This window comes from Kitasatospora sp. MAA4 (assembly GCF_029893355.1).
Lineage (GTDB): Bacteria > Actinomycetota > Actinomycetes > Streptomycetales > Streptomycetaceae > Kitasatospora.
The window spans coordinates 130,675-145,996 of sequence record NZ_JARZAI010000020.1 but is presented as its reverse complement, the minus strand read 5'-3'; the positions used below and the strand labels follow the sequence as shown (position 1 = coordinate 145,996).

17 protein-coding genes and 1 pseudogene are annotated in these 15,322 nt (G+C 72.2%); 11 read left to right on the top strand and 7 right to left on the bottom strand.

The window, feature by feature from the left end:
• Window positions 1–131: 131 nt before the first annotated feature.
• Both P3T37_RS25710 and P3T37_RS25705 read right to left on the bottom strand, forming a co-directional pair.
• On the bottom strand, window positions 132–737 hold the full coding sequence (locus P3T37_RS25710) for an acetate uptake transporter (protein WP_280726222.1): 606 nt from the start codon (window positions 735–737) through the stop codon (window positions 132–134).
• 253 nt (window positions 738–990) lie between these two features.
• Window positions 991–1,755, bottom strand: a complete 765-nt coding sequence (locus P3T37_RS25705) for a hypothetical protein (protein WP_280726221.1) — start codon at window positions 1,753–1,755, stop codon at window positions 991–993.
• A gap of 128 nt (window positions 1,756–1,883) precedes the next feature.
• Here P3T37_RS25705 and P3T37_RS25700 point away from each other — a divergent pair, with 128 nt between their 5' ends.
• Window positions 1,884–3,818, top strand: coding sequence for a histidine kinase (locus P3T37_RS25700; protein WP_280726220.1), 1,935 nt, complete (start codon window positions 1,884–1,886; stop codon window positions 3,816–3,818).
• Window positions 3,819–3,833: 15 nt separating this feature from the next.
• Here the strand turns inward: P3T37_RS25700 and P3T37_RS25695 are convergent, their stop codons facing one another.
• Window positions 3,834–4,439: a response regulator transcription factor gene (locus P3T37_RS25695; RefSeq protein ID WP_280726219.1), complete on the bottom strand. Its 606-nt coding sequence runs from the start codon at window positions 4,437–4,439 to the stop codon at window positions 3,834–3,836.
• A 139-nt stretch (window positions 4,440–4,578) separates the two neighbouring features.
• On the opposite strand from P3T37_RS25695, the gene P3T37_RS25690 reads away from it, so the two are divergent.
• The 5 genes from P3T37_RS25690 (at window position 4,579) to P3T37_RS25670 (ending at window position 7,724) form a co-directional block, all read left to right on the top strand.
• Complete coding sequence (locus P3T37_RS25690; RefSeq protein ID WP_280726218.1) at window positions 4,579–5,592, top strand: ABC transporter ATP-binding protein; 1,014 nt, start codon at window positions 4,579–4,581, stop codon at window positions 5,590–5,592.
• Window positions 5,592–6,470 (top strand): ABC transporter permease, encoded by an 879-nt coding sequence (locus P3T37_RS25685; RefSeq protein ID WP_280726217.1) that lies wholly within the window; start codon window positions 5,592–5,594, stop codon window positions 6,468–6,470. The genes P3T37_RS25690 and P3T37_RS25685 overlap by 1 nt, the downstream gene beginning before the upstream one ends.
• Window positions 6,471–6,572: 102 nt before the next feature.
• Window positions 6,573–6,845 carry a GlsB/YeaQ/YmgE family stress response membrane protein gene (locus P3T37_RS25680; protein ID WP_280726216.1) on the top strand — a complete coding sequence of 91 codons (273 nt, stop codon included), beginning with the start codon at window positions 6,573–6,575 and terminating at the stop codon, window positions 6,843–6,845.
• A 6-nt stretch (window positions 6,846–6,851) separates the two neighbouring features.
• Entirely contained in the window at window positions 6,852–7,361 is a 510-nt protein-coding gene (locus P3T37_RS25675) for a DUF664 domain-containing protein (protein WP_280726215.1), read from the top strand.
• Window positions 7,362–7,400: 39 nt separating this feature from the next.
• Window positions 7,401–7,724 (top strand): metalloregulator ArsR/SmtB family transcription factor, encoded by a 324-nt coding sequence (locus P3T37_RS25670; RefSeq protein WP_280726214.1) that lies wholly within the window; start codon window positions 7,401–7,403, stop codon window positions 7,722–7,724.
• 60 nt (window positions 7,725–7,784) lie between these two features.
• Here P3T37_RS25670 and P3T37_RS25665 read toward each other — a convergent pair whose 3' ends face one another.
• Together P3T37_RS25665 and P3T37_RS25660 are read right to left on the bottom strand one after the other, a co-directional pair.
• On the bottom strand, window positions 7,785–9,449 hold the full coding sequence (locus P3T37_RS25665) for a transposase (protein ID WP_280726213.1): 1,665 nt from the start codon (window positions 9,447–9,449) through the stop codon (window positions 7,785–7,787).
• Window positions 9,424–10,001, bottom strand: a pseudogene (locus P3T37_RS25660) (IS607 family transposase). Before P3T37_RS25660 ends, P3T37_RS25665 begins: the two are co-directional and overlap by 26 nt.
• Before the next feature lie 43 nt (window positions 10,002–10,044).
• On the opposite strand from P3T37_RS25660, the gene P3T37_RS25655 reads away from it, so the two are divergent.
• Window positions 10,045–10,536, top strand: a complete 492-nt coding sequence (locus P3T37_RS25655) for an SRPBCC domain-containing protein (RefSeq protein ID WP_348533281.1) — start codon at window positions 10,045–10,047, stop codon at window positions 10,534–10,536.
• A gap of 12 nt (window positions 10,537–10,548) precedes the next feature.
• On the opposite strand, the gene P3T37_RS25650 is transcribed toward P3T37_RS25655, so the two are convergent.
• The gene (locus tag P3T37_RS25650; RefSeq protein WP_280726212.1) at window positions 10,549–11,508 is read right to left on the bottom strand and encodes a helix-turn-helix domain-containing protein; all 960 of its coding nucleotides are present in this window, start codon (window positions 11,506–11,508) and stop codon (window positions 10,549–10,551) included.
• Window positions 11,509–11,603: 95 nt separating this feature from the next.
• Between P3T37_RS25650 and P3T37_RS25645 the strand changes: the two genes are divergently transcribed.
• Both P3T37_RS25645 and P3T37_RS25640 read left to right on the top strand, forming a co-directional pair.
• Window positions 11,604–12,665 carry a saccharopine dehydrogenase NADP-binding domain-containing protein gene (locus tag P3T37_RS25645; RefSeq protein WP_280726211.1) on the top strand — a complete coding sequence of 354 codons (1,062 nt, stop codon included), beginning with the start codon at window positions 11,604–11,606 and terminating at the stop codon, window positions 12,663–12,665.
• Between the two features lie 7 nt (window positions 12,666–12,672).
• On the top strand, window positions 12,673–13,116 hold the full coding sequence (locus tag P3T37_RS25640; RefSeq protein WP_280726210.1) for a DUF3574 domain-containing protein: 444 nt from the start codon (window positions 12,673–12,675) through the stop codon (window positions 13,114–13,116).
• Window positions 13,117–13,121: 5 nt separating this feature from the next.
• Here P3T37_RS25640 and cynR read toward each other — a convergent pair whose 3' ends face one another.
• Window positions 13,122–14,000 (bottom strand): transcriptional regulator CynR, encoded by an 879-nt coding sequence (gene cynR / locus P3T37_RS25635; protein WP_280726209.1) that lies wholly within the window; start codon window positions 13,998–14,000, stop codon window positions 13,122–13,124.
• Between the two features lie 124 nt (window positions 14,001–14,124).
• Between cynR and P3T37_RS25630 the strand changes: the two genes are divergently transcribed.
• Window positions 14,125–14,739 carry a carbonic anhydrase gene (locus P3T37_RS25630; protein WP_280726208.1) on the top strand — a complete coding sequence of 205 codons (615 nt, stop codon included), beginning with the start codon at window positions 14,125–14,127 and terminating at the stop codon, window positions 14,737–14,739.
• 53 nt (window positions 14,740–14,792) lie between these two features.
• On the top strand, window positions 14,793–15,263 hold the full coding sequence (gene cynS / locus P3T37_RS25625; protein ID WP_280726231.1) for a cyanase: 471 nt from the start codon (window positions 14,793–14,795) through the stop codon (window positions 15,261–15,263).
• Window positions 15,264–15,322: the final 59 nt, after the last annotated feature.

The window sequence follows — 15,322 nt, the reverse complement described above, 5'->3', positions numbered from 1 at the left end:
TGCCCCCCCCGTACCCCTCACCCCGGCGCCGCGCCCCGCCCGTTGCCCGCCCCGCCCTACCCCCCGCGGTAACCGCGGGACGGCCCGGCGGGCGGGGGCCGCGGCGGCGCCCCCGGCCCGACGTCGATCCGCTAGCGAGCGGGCCAGGTGGGCACGATCGAGCGCTTGAAGGTGTAGGCGGTGACCCCGGCGAAGGAGGTGTACCAGGCCAGCGCTGCGGTTATCAGGCCCAGCCAGCCGCCGATCTTGGTGGCCGAGTCGTTCGGGCCGAAGGCGCCGATCGAGAGGACGACGAAGGTGATGGTCAGTGAGACGAAGACGGCGAACACGGCCCCGCTGATCCGCAGTGCGGCCACTGTCATGTAAGCGGTGAAGATGGCCCAGGCGAGCAGGAAGAGGCCGACCGCCTTGTGGGTGTCCGGGTTGGTGCCGAGGGCGGGCAACGCGTCCTTGACCAGGAAGTAGTAGGCGAGCCAGAACGCGCCGAAGGAGCTGAATGCGGTGGCGCCGAAGGTGTTGCCCTTGCGGAACTCCCACATTCCGGCCAGCAGCTGCGCGAGGCCGCCGTAGGCGAGGGCAAGCGGCAGCACCACGGCGCCCAGCTTCGCGTCCAGCAGGTTGGCGTTGAAGCAGCTGAGCACGAAGGTCGTCATGGCGAAGCCGGCCAGGCCCAGTGGTGCGGGGTCGGCAATCTCGGCGGTGGCGGCGGCTGGCGGAGCGGACTGCTGGGATGCCACGGGAGTCTTCCTTTCGGGGAGTTTGGGATGACCTGCGACAGAAGTCATATGCTGACGTGAATAGCGGCTTTAAAACAACTAGTACGCAGGGTTTTTATCATGTCTGATGAACTGTGATCTCTCGTGTGGGAATGGTGGGGCCACAGGTGTCAGAGTTGCTGCTGAGAATGCGATGAGATGCTTTATCGATAAGGCGCGCGAGTCTGCATTCGAACGTGATTCCGATCATGGGAACGTGTGAGCTAAGCGCAGCTCAGCGTCCGTAGACCTCGCGACACAGCTGCTCCTGCGCCGAACCCGCCGACCACTGGCCGTACTGCTCGGCCGTCGCGCAGAGCCCCTCGCCTGCCGCGCCCGCTGCGGGTGCGGGGGCCTCGCCCGTGGAGGCGGACTGGCCGCCGGCGGGTGGTGCGGCTGCGGACGGGTGGTGGCGCGGGGAGACCGGGTGCGCGGACCTGGACGGCGACGGGGGGTCGTCGGTGCCGCCGTCGTCATCGGCGGTGACGTCGCTGGAGCTGGAGCTGGAGGCGGAGGTCTCCGGCGCAGCCGACGCCGACGCCGGAGCAGGGGCAGCGGGCGCCGCAGCCGCGGCAGGAGGCGTCGCGGCGGCAGCAGGCGCGGACGGCGGCGGCAGCACCGGCAGCAGCGGATCCCTCCCCGCACCCGAGGCCCACGGCACCACCGCCCACGCCGAGGCCGCGAGCGCAGGCGCGGGCAGGGCCGAGGCGTCCGCCCGGACCAGCGTCGCCGTCCGTGCACCGGTCCCGCCCGGGCCGCAGGTCGTCAGGGTCGCCGCGAGCGCCGCCAGGCCCAGGACGGCGGGCACGCCCCACAGGAGCCGGCGCCGGCGTCGCTCTGCTGCTTCCGCCGCCGCGGCCGCCGCCGTGATCCACTCCGGCGTGCCCGAGCGGTCCGGCCGGCCGGGCGGAGGAGCGGTCGGCAGCGGCTGCGCGGGGTCGGCAGGGGCCGCGTCGCGTGGGGTGGTGGCCCGGTTCCAGAGCTCGTCAAACGCATCCATGTCCCGATCAACGACCGGGCAACCCAGCGGATGCGAGCCGGTCGCGGCCGCCGCGCCGCCCACTCGTACACTTGCGCGCGTTCGATCGCAGGGCGGCGAACGGGCAGGCAGCGGCACGGGGAGGGCTCATGAACACGGCGGCGACGGCGATATCGGGAACGCCGGAGGTGATCGCTCCCCGGGTGGCCCGGGGCGTGGTGGCGGTGGTCACCGGCGGGTTCTTCTTCGGCGGCTTCGACGGCCTGCTCACCGGCACGCCGACCGTCCGTCACCAGGGCCTCGGCGTGCTGCTGCTGGTGGCCATCCTGCTGCTGCACCTCTACAACTGCGTACGCCGGGTCGACGGCCGCCGCCCGCGCGCCTGGTGGCTGACGCTGGCCGCGCAGGCGGTGCTGACCTGGCTGCCGATGGGCTGGTTCGAGACGACCTGGTACGGCAACCCGGGCTTCCTCGCGGGCGCGGTGCTGCTGCTGGTCCGCCGCCGCTCGGTCGCCTGGCTGCTCTTCGCGCTGGTGGTGCTGGCCGATGTGCCGCCGGCGCTGGACATCCGCCGGACCACCGAGGAGGGCCTCTACCTGGTGGTCGGCCAGACGCTGCTGGTCGGCATCACCGTGTACGTGCTGGGGCGCCTGGCCGACCTGGTCGCGCGGCTGGCCGGAGCCCGCGAGCAGTTGGCCCGGCTGGCGGTGGCCGCCGAGCGCGTCCGCTTCGACCGGGACCTGGACGAGCGGGTGGCGCGGGTGCTCAGCACCATGCGCGGTGCCTGTGAGAGCGCCGTGGCGCGGCTGACGCGGGACCCCGGGGATGCCGAGGCCGTGCCGCTGCTCGCCGAGGTCCAGCAGCTCGCCGGGCGTGCCAACGACGACATGCGCGCGGTCTCCGCGGCCCGGCGCGATCCGCTCGCCGTCGCGCGGATCGCGGATGTCCGCGACCCCGAGGTGGCCCTGCTCGGCGCGCTGACGCTGGTGCTGATGATCGTGCCGCTGCCGCTGCGCGAGGAACTCAGAATCGGCGGCTCGACGCCCGCGCTGGGCGGATTCGTGCTGCTGCTGGCCGCGTTCACGGCCGGCTACCTCTGGTTCTGCGCCCGCACCGCCGAGCACCGGTCGACCGTCGGGTACCGGCTGGCCCTGGGCGCGCTGGTGGTCGCCGGCTACGCCGCGATCCCGCTGTTCGGGCCGGCCCAGTGGTGCGTACGGATGTACCTGGCCGGCCTGGTGCTGGTGGCCCTGCGCGGGCCGCTGCGCTGGGTGGTGACGGTTCTGCTGCTGGTCCAGGAGGCGCCGTTCGGGGTCTGGGGCTGGGGCGCGTGGAACATTGTCTACAACGTGGTGTGGATGGCCGAACGGGCCGCGATCGTCTTCGCGGTGGTCCGGATGGCGCAGCTGGTGGCGGCCGTCCGCCGGGCCGAGGGGGAGGTGGTGCGCGCCCAGGTCGGCGCGGAGCGGCTGCGCTTCGCCCGGGACCTGCACGACCTGCTCGGCTACACGCTCTCCACGATCGGCCTGAAGAGCGAGCTCGCGGCGAAACTGATCACCCGTCGGCCGCAGCGGGCGGTCGGCGAGGCGGCCGCCTGCCTGGAGCTGATCGATCAGGCGCTGACCGATGTCGAGGCGGTCAGCAGCGGCTACCGCGACCTGTCGCTGGCCGAGGAGATCCGCTCGGTGCGCTGCACCCTGGACGCGGCCGGTGTGGAGAACTACCTGGTCAACGACCTGGTCGAGCCGCCCGCCGAGCTGGACACCGCGCTGGCCACCGTGCTTCGGGAGGCCGTGAACAACATCCTGCGGCACAGCGCGGCCCGGCGCTGCTCGGTCGAGATCACCGAGCTGGACGGGGTGGTCCGGCTGACCGTCCAGAACGACGGCGCCTCACTCCCAGTCACCCCAGCGACCGACCCGCACGGCGGCAGCGGCCTGGGCAACCTGCGCCAGCGCCTGGAACGCCTGGGCGGCGAGCTGGCGGTGACCACCGGGCGCGGGCAGTTCCGGCTCGTCGCGGACGTCCCGCTCGCGGCACACGCCGAGGCTGCGGGCGGGATCACGGGCGACACAGTGGCCTGACGTGGGCGAAGCGGCTCAGATCCACTCCCGCTCGGTGGCGATCCGTACCGCGTCCAGCCGGTTGCGCGCGTCCACCTTGGTGCTGATCGACGCCAGGTAGTTGCGCACCGTCCCGTAGGAGATGAAGAGCGCGGCGGCGACGTCCTTCGGGTCGTCGCCGCGGGCGATCAGCCGCAGCACCTCGACCTCGCGCGAGGTCAGCGGGTTCGCCGGGCGTTCCAGCGCGGCCAGCGCGAGCTGCGGGTCCACCACCCGCTCGCCGGCTGCGACCCGGCGGATCGCCGAAACCACCTCCTGGGAACCGGCGTTCTTCACCAGGAAGCCGGCGACCCGGGCGTCCAGGCCGCGCCGCAGCTGGGCGGGGGAGGAGAGGCCGGTCAGGATGACCACCCGGCAGTCCGGGAAGAGCCGGTGAACCTCCGCCGCCGCGCTGATGCCGTCCAGCTCGGGCAGCTCGATGTCCAGCAGCGCGACGTCCGGTCGGAGCCGGTCCACCGCCGGCAGGATCGCCGAGCCGTCCTCCAGTTCGGCGACCACCTCGATGTCGTCCTCCAGGGACAGCAGGCTCACCAGGGTCTCCCGCAGGAGGCGCATGTCTTCGGCGATCAGCACACGGATCATGGGGGGCAAGCCTACGGAACGGCTCGGCCGCTCCGGTCGGCCCGGTATGCAGAATGCACGGTCGGACGGCGACACCGTGCGGGCGAACCGGTGCACGCTGCCCTACCGGACGGGCCGCGCGCGGAGCGAGGCTGGGACCATGCCCCTGACCCTCCTGACGCCGCCGCAGCCGCCGGCGGTGCACGGCGCCGACGCCGTCGAGACCGCCGGACTCGGCGTGCGCCGCGGCGCGCGCAGCGTGCTGGACGGCGTCAGCCTGTCCGTGCGGCCCGGGAACGTGCTGGCGGTGGTCGGCGGCAGCGGTGCGGGCAAGACCGCGCTGCTGCGGATCCTCGCCACGTTGGCCGCTCCTGACGCGGGCTCCGCCGCGATCTGCGGGCTGGACACGGTCCGCGAGGCCGTGCGGGTGCGCCGGCTGATCGGCCTGGCTGGCGGGCGCTCCCGGCTCGACGACAACCTGACGGTTCGTCAAAATCTCTACCTGGTCGGCAGGTTGACCGGACTCGACCGGTTCGCTGCGGCCGTGCGGGCGCGCGAGCTGCTGGCCCGGCTGGAGCTCGGCGCCGTCGCGGACCGCCGCCCCACGCACTGGCCACCCGGGCTGCGCAGTCGGCTGGACCTGGCCCTCGGCCTGGTCGGGCGCCCGCGCGTGCTGCTCCTCGACGAGCCGGCCGCCGATCTCGACGCCGACGCCCGCGAGCAACTGGGCGACGTCGTCCGCGAGGTCGCCGCGGGCGGCGCCGCCGTCCTGTTCACCACGCGGCGCCTGCAGGAGGCCGACCGGCTGGCCGACGAGGTCGCGGTCCTGGCCCGCGGAACGCTCGCCGCCCTCGGCACCCCGGAGCAGCTCCGGACCGCCGGCGGCGCGCTGCGCCTGGAGGTCCGGCCCGCCCGGCCGGCGGACCTGGACCGGACGGCGGTGATCGCCACCCGCACCCTCGGTGAGCTGCCCGAACGTACGGCGGGCGGGCGGCTCAGCTTCCCGATCAGCGACCCGGCGCTGCCCCCCGTGGTGCTCCGCGACCTCGGCCGGGCCGGCGTCCCGCCGACCGAGTTCGCGCTGCGCCGGTCCCGTCCGGACGAGGTCCTGCTCGCCCTCACCGGGAAACCCCGCGCCTGCGCCACCACCCGCCGCCCGGAAGGCCGTTGCTGATGGCCCCGCTGACGACTGCGCGTACCACCCTCGCCGGCCTGCTGGCGCAGTGGCGGCTGCTCGCCTGGCGCCACCTGCTCCCGCTGCGCAACCATCCCGGGCAGTTGGCCGGCTACCTCGCCCAACCGGCCGTCATGCTGGGCCTGTTCGTCTACCTCCCGGGCGGCCCGGCGGTCGGCGGCGACCACCGGGCGGCGCTGGCCTTCGCGCTGCCCGGCGTGCTGGTGCAGTCCGCGCTGACCGCCACCGTGGTGACCGGTACCAGGCTGCACGCCGACCTGCGCAACGGCTACCACGACCGCCTCCGCGCGCTCCCCACCCACCGCGGCGCGCCGCTGGTGGGCCTGCTGGTCGCGGACCTGGCGACGACGCTGCTGTCCACCGCGGTCTGCCTGGGGCTCGGATTCGTGCTGGGGTTCCGGTTCGGCACCAGCCGGCCGGAGGTGCTGGCCGGGCTGGCCCTGGTCGTGCTGTTCTCGGCGGCGGTGACCTGGGGAAGCATCCTGGTGGGGTTGCTGGCGCGCTCGGCGACGACGGCGCAGCTGGTCGGCCTGGCCGTCCTGCTCCCGCTCACGATCGCCAGCACGGCCTGTCTGAACGGGCGCGACCTGCCGCCGTGGGTGCGCGGCTGGCTGTACGCCAACCCGGTCTCGCACGTCGCGCAGGCGGTCCGCGGCCTGCTGGTCGGCCACCCGTACGACGAGCGGCTGCGCGCGGACACCTCCTGGGCGCTGCTCTGGTCGCTCACCCTGGTGGTGGTCCTCGCGCCGCCGGCCCTCGGCGCCTACCGGCAGGCCTGCCGGACGGGCCTGCGGGCGGAGCCGACGCCTGGCCCCCATGCAGCGGATGCCGCCACCCGGGTCGGCGGTCTAGCCTGATGCGGGGGAGAAGGGCCGCGCAGGTGTCTCTGCCCCGCCTCCGTACCCGCTCGCGCCTCTGCACGCGGGAGCCGGTGCGGCCGACGTAGTTCTGGAGGCGACATGTTCCAGATCGTGTGGATCCTCATCATCGGCCTCGTTCTCGGCGTACTGGCCCGCCTACTGCTCCGCGGCGACCAGGCCATCCCGCTCTGGCTGACCGCGGTGCTGGGCGCCGTGGGAGCCCTGCTCGGCAACGCGGTGGCGGGCTGGATCGGCGTCCGCCACACCTCCGGAATCGACTGGATCCGGCACCTGCTGCAGATCGCCTGCGCGGTGGCCCTGGTCGGCATCGTCAGTCCCTGGTGGGCCGGCCGCCAGCGGGTCCGGAGCTAGCCCGCGATGAACTGCGCAGAGCTGCTGACCGACGCCTTCGGCCGGGTCCGGGAGGCCGTGCACGCCGCGGTGCGCGGTCTGAGCGCCGAGGAGCTGGCGGCGCGCCCGGATGAGGGGGCCAACTCGATCGGCTGGCTGATCTGGCACCTGGCCCGGATTCAGGACGACCACATCGCCGACGTCGCGGGCACCGAGCAGATCTGGACGGCACAGGGTTGGGCCGACCGCTTCGCGCTGCCGCTGCCCGTCGACGCGACCGGGTACGGCCACAGCCCGGCGGAGGTCGCCGCCGTCCGGGTGGGCTCCCCGAAGCTGCTCACCGGCTACTACGACGCTGTCCACGCGTCCACCCTCGACTTCCTGAGCGGGCTCAACGGCGCTGCGCTCAACCGCGTGGTGGACGAGCGCTGGACCCCGCACGTGACGCTGGGCGTGCGCCTGGTGAGCGTGCTGGCCGACGACCTCCAGCACGCCGGCCAGGCCGCCTTCGTCCGCGGCGCACTCCGCCGCCAGTAGCCCTGGACATGTGACCTTTTGGTCACCTATTCTGGAGTCATGACTGACGACGAGGACCGGGTGTTCAAGGCGCTGGCCGACCCGACCCGTCGCTTCCTGCTCGACCTGCTGTTCGCACGGGACGGCCGCACGCTCACCGAGCTGGAGTCCGAGCTGGACATGACGCGCTTCGGCGTCATGAAGCACCTGCGCGTGCTCGAGGACGCGGGCCTGGTGGTCCCGCGCAAGTCCGGCCGGGAGAAGCTCCACTTCCTCAACCCGGTGCCGATCCGGCTGATCCACGACCGGTGGATCGACAAGTACACCGAGCGCCACGTCTCGGCGCTCGCAGCGCTCAAGGCAGAGCTGGAGAAGGAACCATGACCGGCAAGCAGAGCCCGGAGACCACGCAGGTCTACCGGGTCTACATCAAGGCGACCGTTCCTATTCAGTGAGCAGGAGTGAGTCTTGGACCCAGCCCTGATCGCTGCGCGCATCCCGAACGGTTTTGGGTGCGCTGGTCGCCCGTGTTCCTTGAGTGATCCCTGTCCGGCGGCGTGCATCGTGTGCACGCTCCGTGACGGGGCGACGGGTTTCCTCGCGTCCTCGGTCATCTGGTCCGGCCTGGGTGGTCCGATGCCCGCCGGCATCACTCTGGTGCTGGCGGGGCGGTGCCGTCCGTCGCCGGATCGGGTGTCCGAGGGCGCGTCGTCCAATAGCCACGGCTGCCGCCTGGTGGCGGCTGGTGGCACGGGTCTTGGTGGTGAGGGGCTTCTGCCAGTGCTGTGCGCCCCACATGCTGGTGTACGCGGGATCGACTGCGATCACCACGATGTTCTGCTCGGCGGCCATCGACAGCAGCCGGGCCTGGAGCTTCCCGGTGGGGATGCCGGAGATCAGCTGCCGGAAGCGCTTCTTGCGGCCGTGCTTCTCGCGGGTCTTGGAGTCGGTGAAGTCGAGGTCTTCCACTGCTACCGCTTGCACGCCCGTGCTGCTGGCCCAGTGGAGGAGGCGGGTGATCGCGTGGCGGAGCTGCGCGTCTCGGTGACCGGCCGATCCGGTGAGGTCGTAGTCGATGCGGCGGGGTTCGCCGACGGGGTTGCCGTACTGATCCAGGTGCCAGGCAGCCAGGTGGTCGGCGTTCATGTCCACGCCGACCACGCCATCGGTGCGGAGCGCGTCCAGCGGGACGACGGGTAGGTCTTTGCGGGTCCAGGACGCGTCCAGGTACCAGCGGTTGCGTTCCACGTCGAGGTGGATGCGGTACGCAACAGCCCGGTTCGCCCAGACGCGGTCGGCCCACTCCTGCCCCCGGTGGGGGAAGGAGAGGCGGGCGGCCAGCGCGTACCGACCGTTGCTGGCGTTTGCGAACTGAGCGAGCGGGGCGGGGAGCTTGATCGACACCTCACCGTCCGGGGTGACCCGGATCGTCTCGTTCCCGAACCGCTTACCGGACTCCCCGTCGGCGGTCAGGAACCATCGGGAGGCCTCCCATCGTTGCCGCCACTGGTGCAGGGTCAGGTGCGCGGCGTCCAGGTTGTGGCGGGTGTTGGCCCTCTTGCGGCCCCCGCGCACCACCCGCACCCGGCCCGTCTCACGATCAGCGGCCACCTGGGCGCGCCGGGCTTCCAGGATGTTGAGCCGACGGGACTTGTGGAACCACTCGTGCCGGGACCGGTAACCACCGGGGGCCTTCTTCGATCCCTTCTCCCCGACCGGCAGAGACAGTCGATGCCGGATGGTCCTGATCCCGGCGTCCAGACTCTGCAGGTGTGCGAACTGCGCACGCCGGGACAGGCCCCACTGGTCGTGTGTCGCGGAGGCGACCGACCCGGCCCAGCGGGACGACGACACCGCCGTCAGTCCACGCTTGCGCGCCGCCCACGTGTCCGTCGAGTGATCCAGACCGTCCGAGCACCGGGTTTTGAGATCCCGCGATGCCAGCGAACCCATGTGCGCGCCGACCAGACGCAACACCTTCTCGTCCTGCGGTGTCAGGCCCTTGAGACGGTCACGTACCGACACTCCCGACGGGCCGTCCGCCACGAACGGACGGGCGATCTGCCGCAGCGGCTTACGGGGATCACTCACCGGCGGCAGCCGCTTCAAATGCCTTCCGGGCACGGTTCTTCGCCGACCGGCGGCCGTACAGACGTGCGCAGAACGAGGTCAGTATCTCGACCATGTCCCGTACCAGATCGTCTTCCACCTCGCCGTCATCCAGCACGACCAGACGACGCCCCGTCGCGGACAACGCGGCTTCGATCAGCTCGACGTTCACCGACCCAGACGGTCCTTGTGCTCGACCACGATCGAGGTCACGTCCGGATCGGCGAGCAGCCGCTTGGCCTTCGACCGGCCACCGTTCATGCCCGAGCCGATCTCCGACTCGATCCGCACCACCCGGTGACCGGCCAGGCCCGCCCACTGGGAAAGCCGGGCGGTCTGCCGCGCCAGATCATCCTTCTGATCATGAGACGACACGCGGGCATACAAACCCACGCCACCCGTTGCAGCTGGTGACGAGTATGCCTCCACATTCACCAGGATCATGCGCGGTCCGACACGCTCAGCCGGTACCGGCAACGTTCCCTCACGGAACCAGCGATACGCGGTCTGCGGGTGCACACCCTGCGCTTTCGCCCACTCCGTCAGATTCACGATCTAAATCGTACGCTAGGCAGAACGACCTAATACTCACTCAATCGTCATCGACATCAAGCAGTTCCGTACCCCCGAGCAGGTCTGGGCCGCGATCACCGAACCCGAGTGGACGGACAGGTACGGCTACGGCGGCCTCACCGACTACGATCTGCGCCCGGGTGCCACCTTCCGGACCCGGCCGAGCGAGTCGATGAAGGCGTCGGGCGCCGAGCAGGGCTTCGAGATCCCCGACACGATCATCGACGGCGAGGTCGTCGAGGCCGACCCGCCCCGCAGGCTCGTCCTGCTCTGGCGCATGCTGATGGACCCCGAGGCGGCCGCCGAGGGCTTCACCCGCCTCAGCTACGACATCACGCCGGCGGGTGGTGCCACTCGGCTCACCGTCGTCCACGAGCTCACCGGCGCGCCGAAGTTGGCGGCGATGGTCAGCGGCGCGGGCGAGGACGCGGGCACCGGCGGCGGCGGTGGCTGGAGTTGGATCCTCAGCGACCTCAAGTCCCTGCTGGAGACCGGCAAGACGCTCGCGCAGTAGCCGAACGCGAGGCTACCGCCTGCTCGTTGCCGGCTCCGAGCTGCGGAAAGAGCGGCGGTAGCTGTCCGGGGGGACTCCGACGACCCGTTTGAACTGGCGCCGAAGCGTGGTGGCGGTGCCCATGCCGGTGGCGTGGGCCACCGCCTCGACGCTCTCGTCGGTGGTCTCCAGCAACTCCTGGGCGCGGCGCACGCGCTGGGTCAGCAACCACTGGAGCGGCGTCTGCCCGATCACCGACCGGAACTGCCGTCCGAGATGGCGCGGGCTGGTGTTCGCCCGCCGGGCCAGGTCGGTCACCGTCAGCGGCTGGTCCAGCCGCTGCTGGGCCCAGGCGAGTAGCTGGGAGAGCGCGTGGTCGCCCCTGGCCTGCACCGGTGTGGCCACGAACTGGGCCTGACCGCCGGGCCGGTGCAACGGCATGACGAGGCGCCGGGCGACGGAGTTGGCGATGGCGGCGCCGTGGTCGAGGTGGATCAGGTGCAGGCAGAGATCCACGGCGGCGGCCTTGCCGGCAGAGGTGAGCACGCTGCCGTTGTCCGTGTAGAGCACGTCCGGGTCGACCTCGGCCAGCGGATGGCGTGCACTCAGCTCCGCCGCATGCGCCCAGTGGGTGGTGGCCCGTCGACCGTCCAGCAGGCCCGCGGCGCCGAGTACGAAGGCGCCGGTGCAGAGCGAGGCGACCCGGGCCCCCGACTCGTGGGCCGCGCGCACGGCTTCGACCACCTCCGCCGGCGGCGGAACGTCGATGTCCGCGCACGCCGGAACGATCACGGTGTCGGCGCCGACCAGGCGCTCCAGCCCGTGGTCCGGCTCGACCGCGAACGGGCCGACCTGCACCGGCCCGGGCCCGCAGAGCAGGACGTCGTACCAGCCCGCCGTGGCTTCGCGCGGCGGATTGCCGAAGATCTCGTAGGCCACCCCCAGTTCGAAGTGCAGCAGGTGACCGGCGGTCAGCAGGGCGACAGTGGGCATGTCCGAAAGTGTACGGATGACGTCGTTCCGGACCATCGCGCTCGGGTCCCGCCTGCGGCCAGACTGGGCACCACCAACACGGAGAGCAGGGAACCATGAGCACAGCAGCTGCAGTAGTGGTCTACGGCGCGACCGGGCACACCGGCCGATTCGTCGTCGCGGAACTGCGACGGCGCGGCTTCACCACCATCGTCTCGGGCCGCGACGCAGCTCAACTGGCGGCGCTGGCCGCCGAACGGGGAGACGTGCAGGTGCGGCCGGCCACCGTGGACGACCCGGCTTCGCTGGACCGGGCTCTGGCCGGCGCGGCGGCCGTCGTCAACTGCGCCGGGCCGTTCGCGGTGACGGCGGGCCCGGTGGTCGAGGCGGCCCTGCGCGCGGGGATCCCGTACGTCGACGTCGCGGCGGAGATCGAGGCGAACGTCTCGATGTTCGCCGACCACGCGGAGGCGGCCCGAGAGGCGGGCACATCCGTGGTGCCCGCGATGGCCTTCTACGGCGGGCTGGGCGACCTGCTGGTGACCGCGGCGATGGGGGAAACGACCGCCGCGGACGAGGCGCACGTCGCGTACGGGTTGAGCGGCTGGCAGCCCACCGCGGGCACCCGGGTGGCGGGCCAGGTGTCCCAGCAGCGCCGCGCGGGCCGGCGGGTGCGGTTCACGGACGGCGCGCTGCAGTACCACGACGACGGGGTGTCGGAGCAGGACTGGTCCTTTCCGGAGCCGCTGGGCCGGCGCAGGGTGGTCGCGGAGTTCACCATGGCCGACGTCGTCACCGTGCCCAGCCACCTGGCCGTGCCGGAAGTCCGCACCTACATGAGCGTCGAGGCCGCGCGGGAGCTGGCCAGCGAGGACACGCCGGCGCCGGAGCCCGTCGACGCCCTGGGCCGGTCGGACCAGACGTTCGTGGTGGACGTGCTGGTCCGCGCGGGCGGCGTCGAGCGACGTGCCACTGCCCGTGGCCAGGACATCTACGCGATCACCGCGCCCCTGGCGGTGGAGGCCGTCCGGCGGATCCTGGCCGGGGAGACCCGCACCACGGGCGTGGCGTCGGCCGGCGCGATGTTCGACGCGGCGGACTTCCTCCGGGCGCTGAGCCCGCACCTGTCGGTCGAGCTGGGCGGCGGCCCGTGCCCTCGGGACGGCTTCGACAGTTGAGCCGGACATGGACAACAAGACCCGGATCGGGTTGCTGACCGGCTGCTCCCTGCTGGCCTGCGGCGCTGTGCTGGTGCCCGCCTTCGCCGCCACCGCCGACCGGCCCGACGCGCCGCGCGACGCCTACACCCGCACCGAGTTGTACTTCGGCACCGACCGGCCCGGCGGCGGCCCGGCGGTCACCGACCAGGAGTTCCAGGCCTTCCTGGACAACCAGGTCACCCCGCAGTTCCCGGACGGGTTGACCGTCCAGGAGGGGCGCGGCCAGTACCGCGACCGGTTCGGCGTGATCGAGCGGGAGCGCTCGTACCAGGTGGTGCTCGTCTACCCGCGGGGGACGGCCGCCGCCGCCGACACCAGCATCGAGGCGATCCGCCGGCAGTACGACAGCTCCTTCCAGCAGGAGTCCGTCGGCCGGGTCGACGAACCGGTGCGTGCCTCCTTCGGCTGACCTGGCTACTGCGCCCAGCCCGTCGCCAGTTCGGTGAACGCACGGCCCGCGGCGCTGCGGTAGGCGGCGTCGCGGTGCAGCAGCACGACCGTCCGGGCGGGCGGCGCGGGTTCGACGGCGACGGGGTGCAGGCGCGGCTGCTCGCGGGCGATGGCCTCCGGCAGCACGGTGGCCAGCGTGCTGCGGCTGACGATCTCCACGAGCGCGCTGATCGAGTCCGCCTCGACGGCGATCCGCGGCCGGACCCGGTGCGCGGCGAGGTAGCCGTCGATGTGCAGCCGGGTCGCGAAGTCGCGGCTCAGCAGCGCGAGTTGCTGGTCGCCGAGGTCGCCGACCGGCAGTGGCTCCCGGCGGCCCGCGTAGGGGTGGGCGGCGCCGACGACCAGGCCGAGCGTCTCGACGAAGAGCGGCGTGCCCGCGACGGCCGGCCGCTGCGAGCCGGCGAAGCCGATGCCCAGGTCCAACCGGTCGTCCAGCAGTGCCGCATCGATCTGATCCTGCGTCAACTCACTGATCTCCAGGGTGATCCCGGGGTACTGTTCGTGGAACTGCGCGACCAGTGGTCCGATCAGGTAGGCGGTGAAGGTCGGGGTCATGGCCAGTCGGAGGGTGCCCTGGGAGAGGTCCTGCACGTCCAGTACGGCGCGCTCGGCCGCCGCCAGGTCCTGCAGCGCGCGCCGCGCGTACCGCGCGAACCCCTCGCCGGCGTCGGTCAGCCGCACGGTACGGCCCGAGCGGTCGAGCAGCTGGACGTGCAGCGACCGCTCCAGCTGCTTGACCTGCTGCGACAGCGTGGGCTGCGAGACGTGCAGCGCCTCGGCGGCGCGGGTGAAGTTGCCGTGCTCGGCGACGGCGAGCAGATACCGGAGATGGCGCAGTTCCATGCCCTCCACTATAGGCAGCATCGATGGGTTCGATCCGTTCCACGACTTGGACGCTATAGGCCCAGTTCATGCATGGTTGAGCCATCGACCCGATCGGCCAGGAGCCGGGACAAGGAGTCACCCCATGAAGGAGCTCGCCGCAGGAGTCAACCGCTTCCAGCGGGACGTCTACCCCGCCCGCGCAGCGCTCTTCGCGCAGCTCGCGACCACCCACCGGCCCCCGGCGCTGTTCATCAGCTGCTCGGACGCCAGGGTCGTCCCGGAGCTGATCACCCAGCGCGAGCCGGGGGAGCTGTTCGTCATCCGCACCGCCGGCAACCTCGTCCCGCCCTACGCCCCCGGCGCGGACGGTGTCGCGGCCAGCATCGAGTACGCGGTCGGCGTGCTCGGCGTCACCGACGTGATCGTCTGCGGCCACTCCGGTTGCGGCGCGATGACCGCTCTCGCGGCGGGCAGCGATCTCACCGAACTGCCGGCCGTCGCCGACTGGCTGCGCCACGCCGAGGCCTCCAAGGCCCGGACGGACGCCGGGAGCCACCCGGCCGGCGCCGAGACGGTCGCGGCCCTGATCCGCGACAACGTCCTGAGCCAGCTGGCGAATCTGCGCACCCACCCCTCGGTGGTCCGGGCGCTGGCCCGCGAGCAGCTGACCCTGCACGGCTGGGTCTACGACATCGCCTCCGGCGCGGTCGCCGAACTCGACGCCACCAGCGGGCAGTTCGCCGAACTGGTCGGATGACCACCCGGCACTCCTGCACCCCCTTCCCAGCTTCACCCCTCGAAAGGAATCACATCATGCACTCCCAGGCAGACCCGCAGGCCCGTCAGCAGCTCGCCATCGAGGCCGTCGAGGCGAAGATGCGCAAGGACCTCAGCTGGCAGCAACTGGCCGACGCCACAGGCCTGTCGGTCGCCTTCGTCACCGCCGCCCTGCTCGGCCAGCACCCGCTGCCCGCCGACGCGGCCAAGGCCGTGACCGAGCTGCTCGGCCTGGACGAGGACGCGGCGCTGCTGCTTCAGTCGATCCCGGTGCGCGGCAGCATCCCCGGCGCGGTGCCCACCGACCCGACCATCTACCGCTTCTACGAGATGCTCCAGGTCTACGGCACCACGCTGAAGGCCCTGGTGCACGAGCAGTTCGGCGACGGCATCATCAGCGCGATCAACTTCAAGCTGGACGTCAAGAAGGTCGAGGACCCCGACGGCGGCCACCGCGCGGTGATCACCCTGGACGGCAAGTACCTTCCCACCAAGCCGTTCTGACCGTGCCACTGCCCCCGCATCGCCGCAACGCGCGGCGGTACGGGGGCAGTTCGCCGTCC

Excerpts from the sequence above, each read along its gene's own strand:
- P3T37_RS25650 (WP_280726212.1), bottom strand. The coding sequence starts at position 11,508 with ATGCCCACTGTCGCCCTGCTGACCGCCGGTCACCTGCTGCACTTCGAA.
- P3T37_RS25690 (WP_280726218.1), top strand. The coding sequence starts at position 4,579 with ATGCCCCTGACCCTCCTGACGCCGCCGCAGCCGCCGGCGGTGCACGGC.
- P3T37_RS25670 (WP_280726214.1), top strand. The coding sequence starts at position 7,401 with ATGACTGACGACGAGGACCGGGTGTTCAAGGCGCTGGCCGACCCGACC.
- cynR (WP_280726209.1), bottom strand. The coding sequence starts at position 14,000 with ATGGAACTGCGCCATCTCCGGTATCTGCTCGCCGTCGCCGAGCACGGC.
- P3T37_RS25680 (WP_280726216.1), top strand. The coding sequence starts at position 6,573 with ATGTTCCAGATCGTGTGGATCCTCATCATCGGCCTCGTTCTCGGCGTA.
- P3T37_RS25695 (WP_280726219.1), bottom strand. The coding sequence starts at position 4,439 with ATGATCCGTGTGCTGATCGCCGAAGACATGCGCCTCCTGCGGGAGACC.
- P3T37_RS25645 (WP_280726211.1), top strand. The coding sequence starts at position 11,604 with ATGAGCACAGCAGCTGCAGTAGTGGTCTACGGCGCGACCGGGCACACC.
- P3T37_RS25675 (WP_280726215.1), top strand. The coding sequence starts at position 6,852 with ATGAACTGCGCAGAGCTGCTGACCGACGCCTTCGGCCGGGTCCGGGAG.
- P3T37_RS25700 (WP_280726220.1), top strand. The coding sequence starts at position 1,884 with ATGAACACGGCGGCGACGGCGATATCGGGAACGCCGGAGGTGATCGCT.
- P3T37_RS25640 (WP_280726210.1), top strand. The coding sequence starts at position 12,673 with ATGGACAACAAGACCCGGATCGGGTTGCTGACCGGCTGCTCCCTGCTG.
- P3T37_RS25705 (WP_280726221.1), bottom strand. The coding sequence starts at position 1,755 with ATGGATGCGTTTGACGAGCTCTGGAACCGGGCCACCACCCCACGCGAC.
- P3T37_RS25630 (WP_280726208.1), top strand. The coding sequence starts at position 14,125 with ATGAAGGAGCTCGCCGCAGGAGTCAACCGCTTCCAGCGGGACGTCTAC.
- P3T37_RS25685 (WP_280726217.1), top strand. The coding sequence starts at position 5,592 with ATGGCCCCGCTGACGACTGCGCGTACCACCCTCGCCGGCCTGCTGGCG.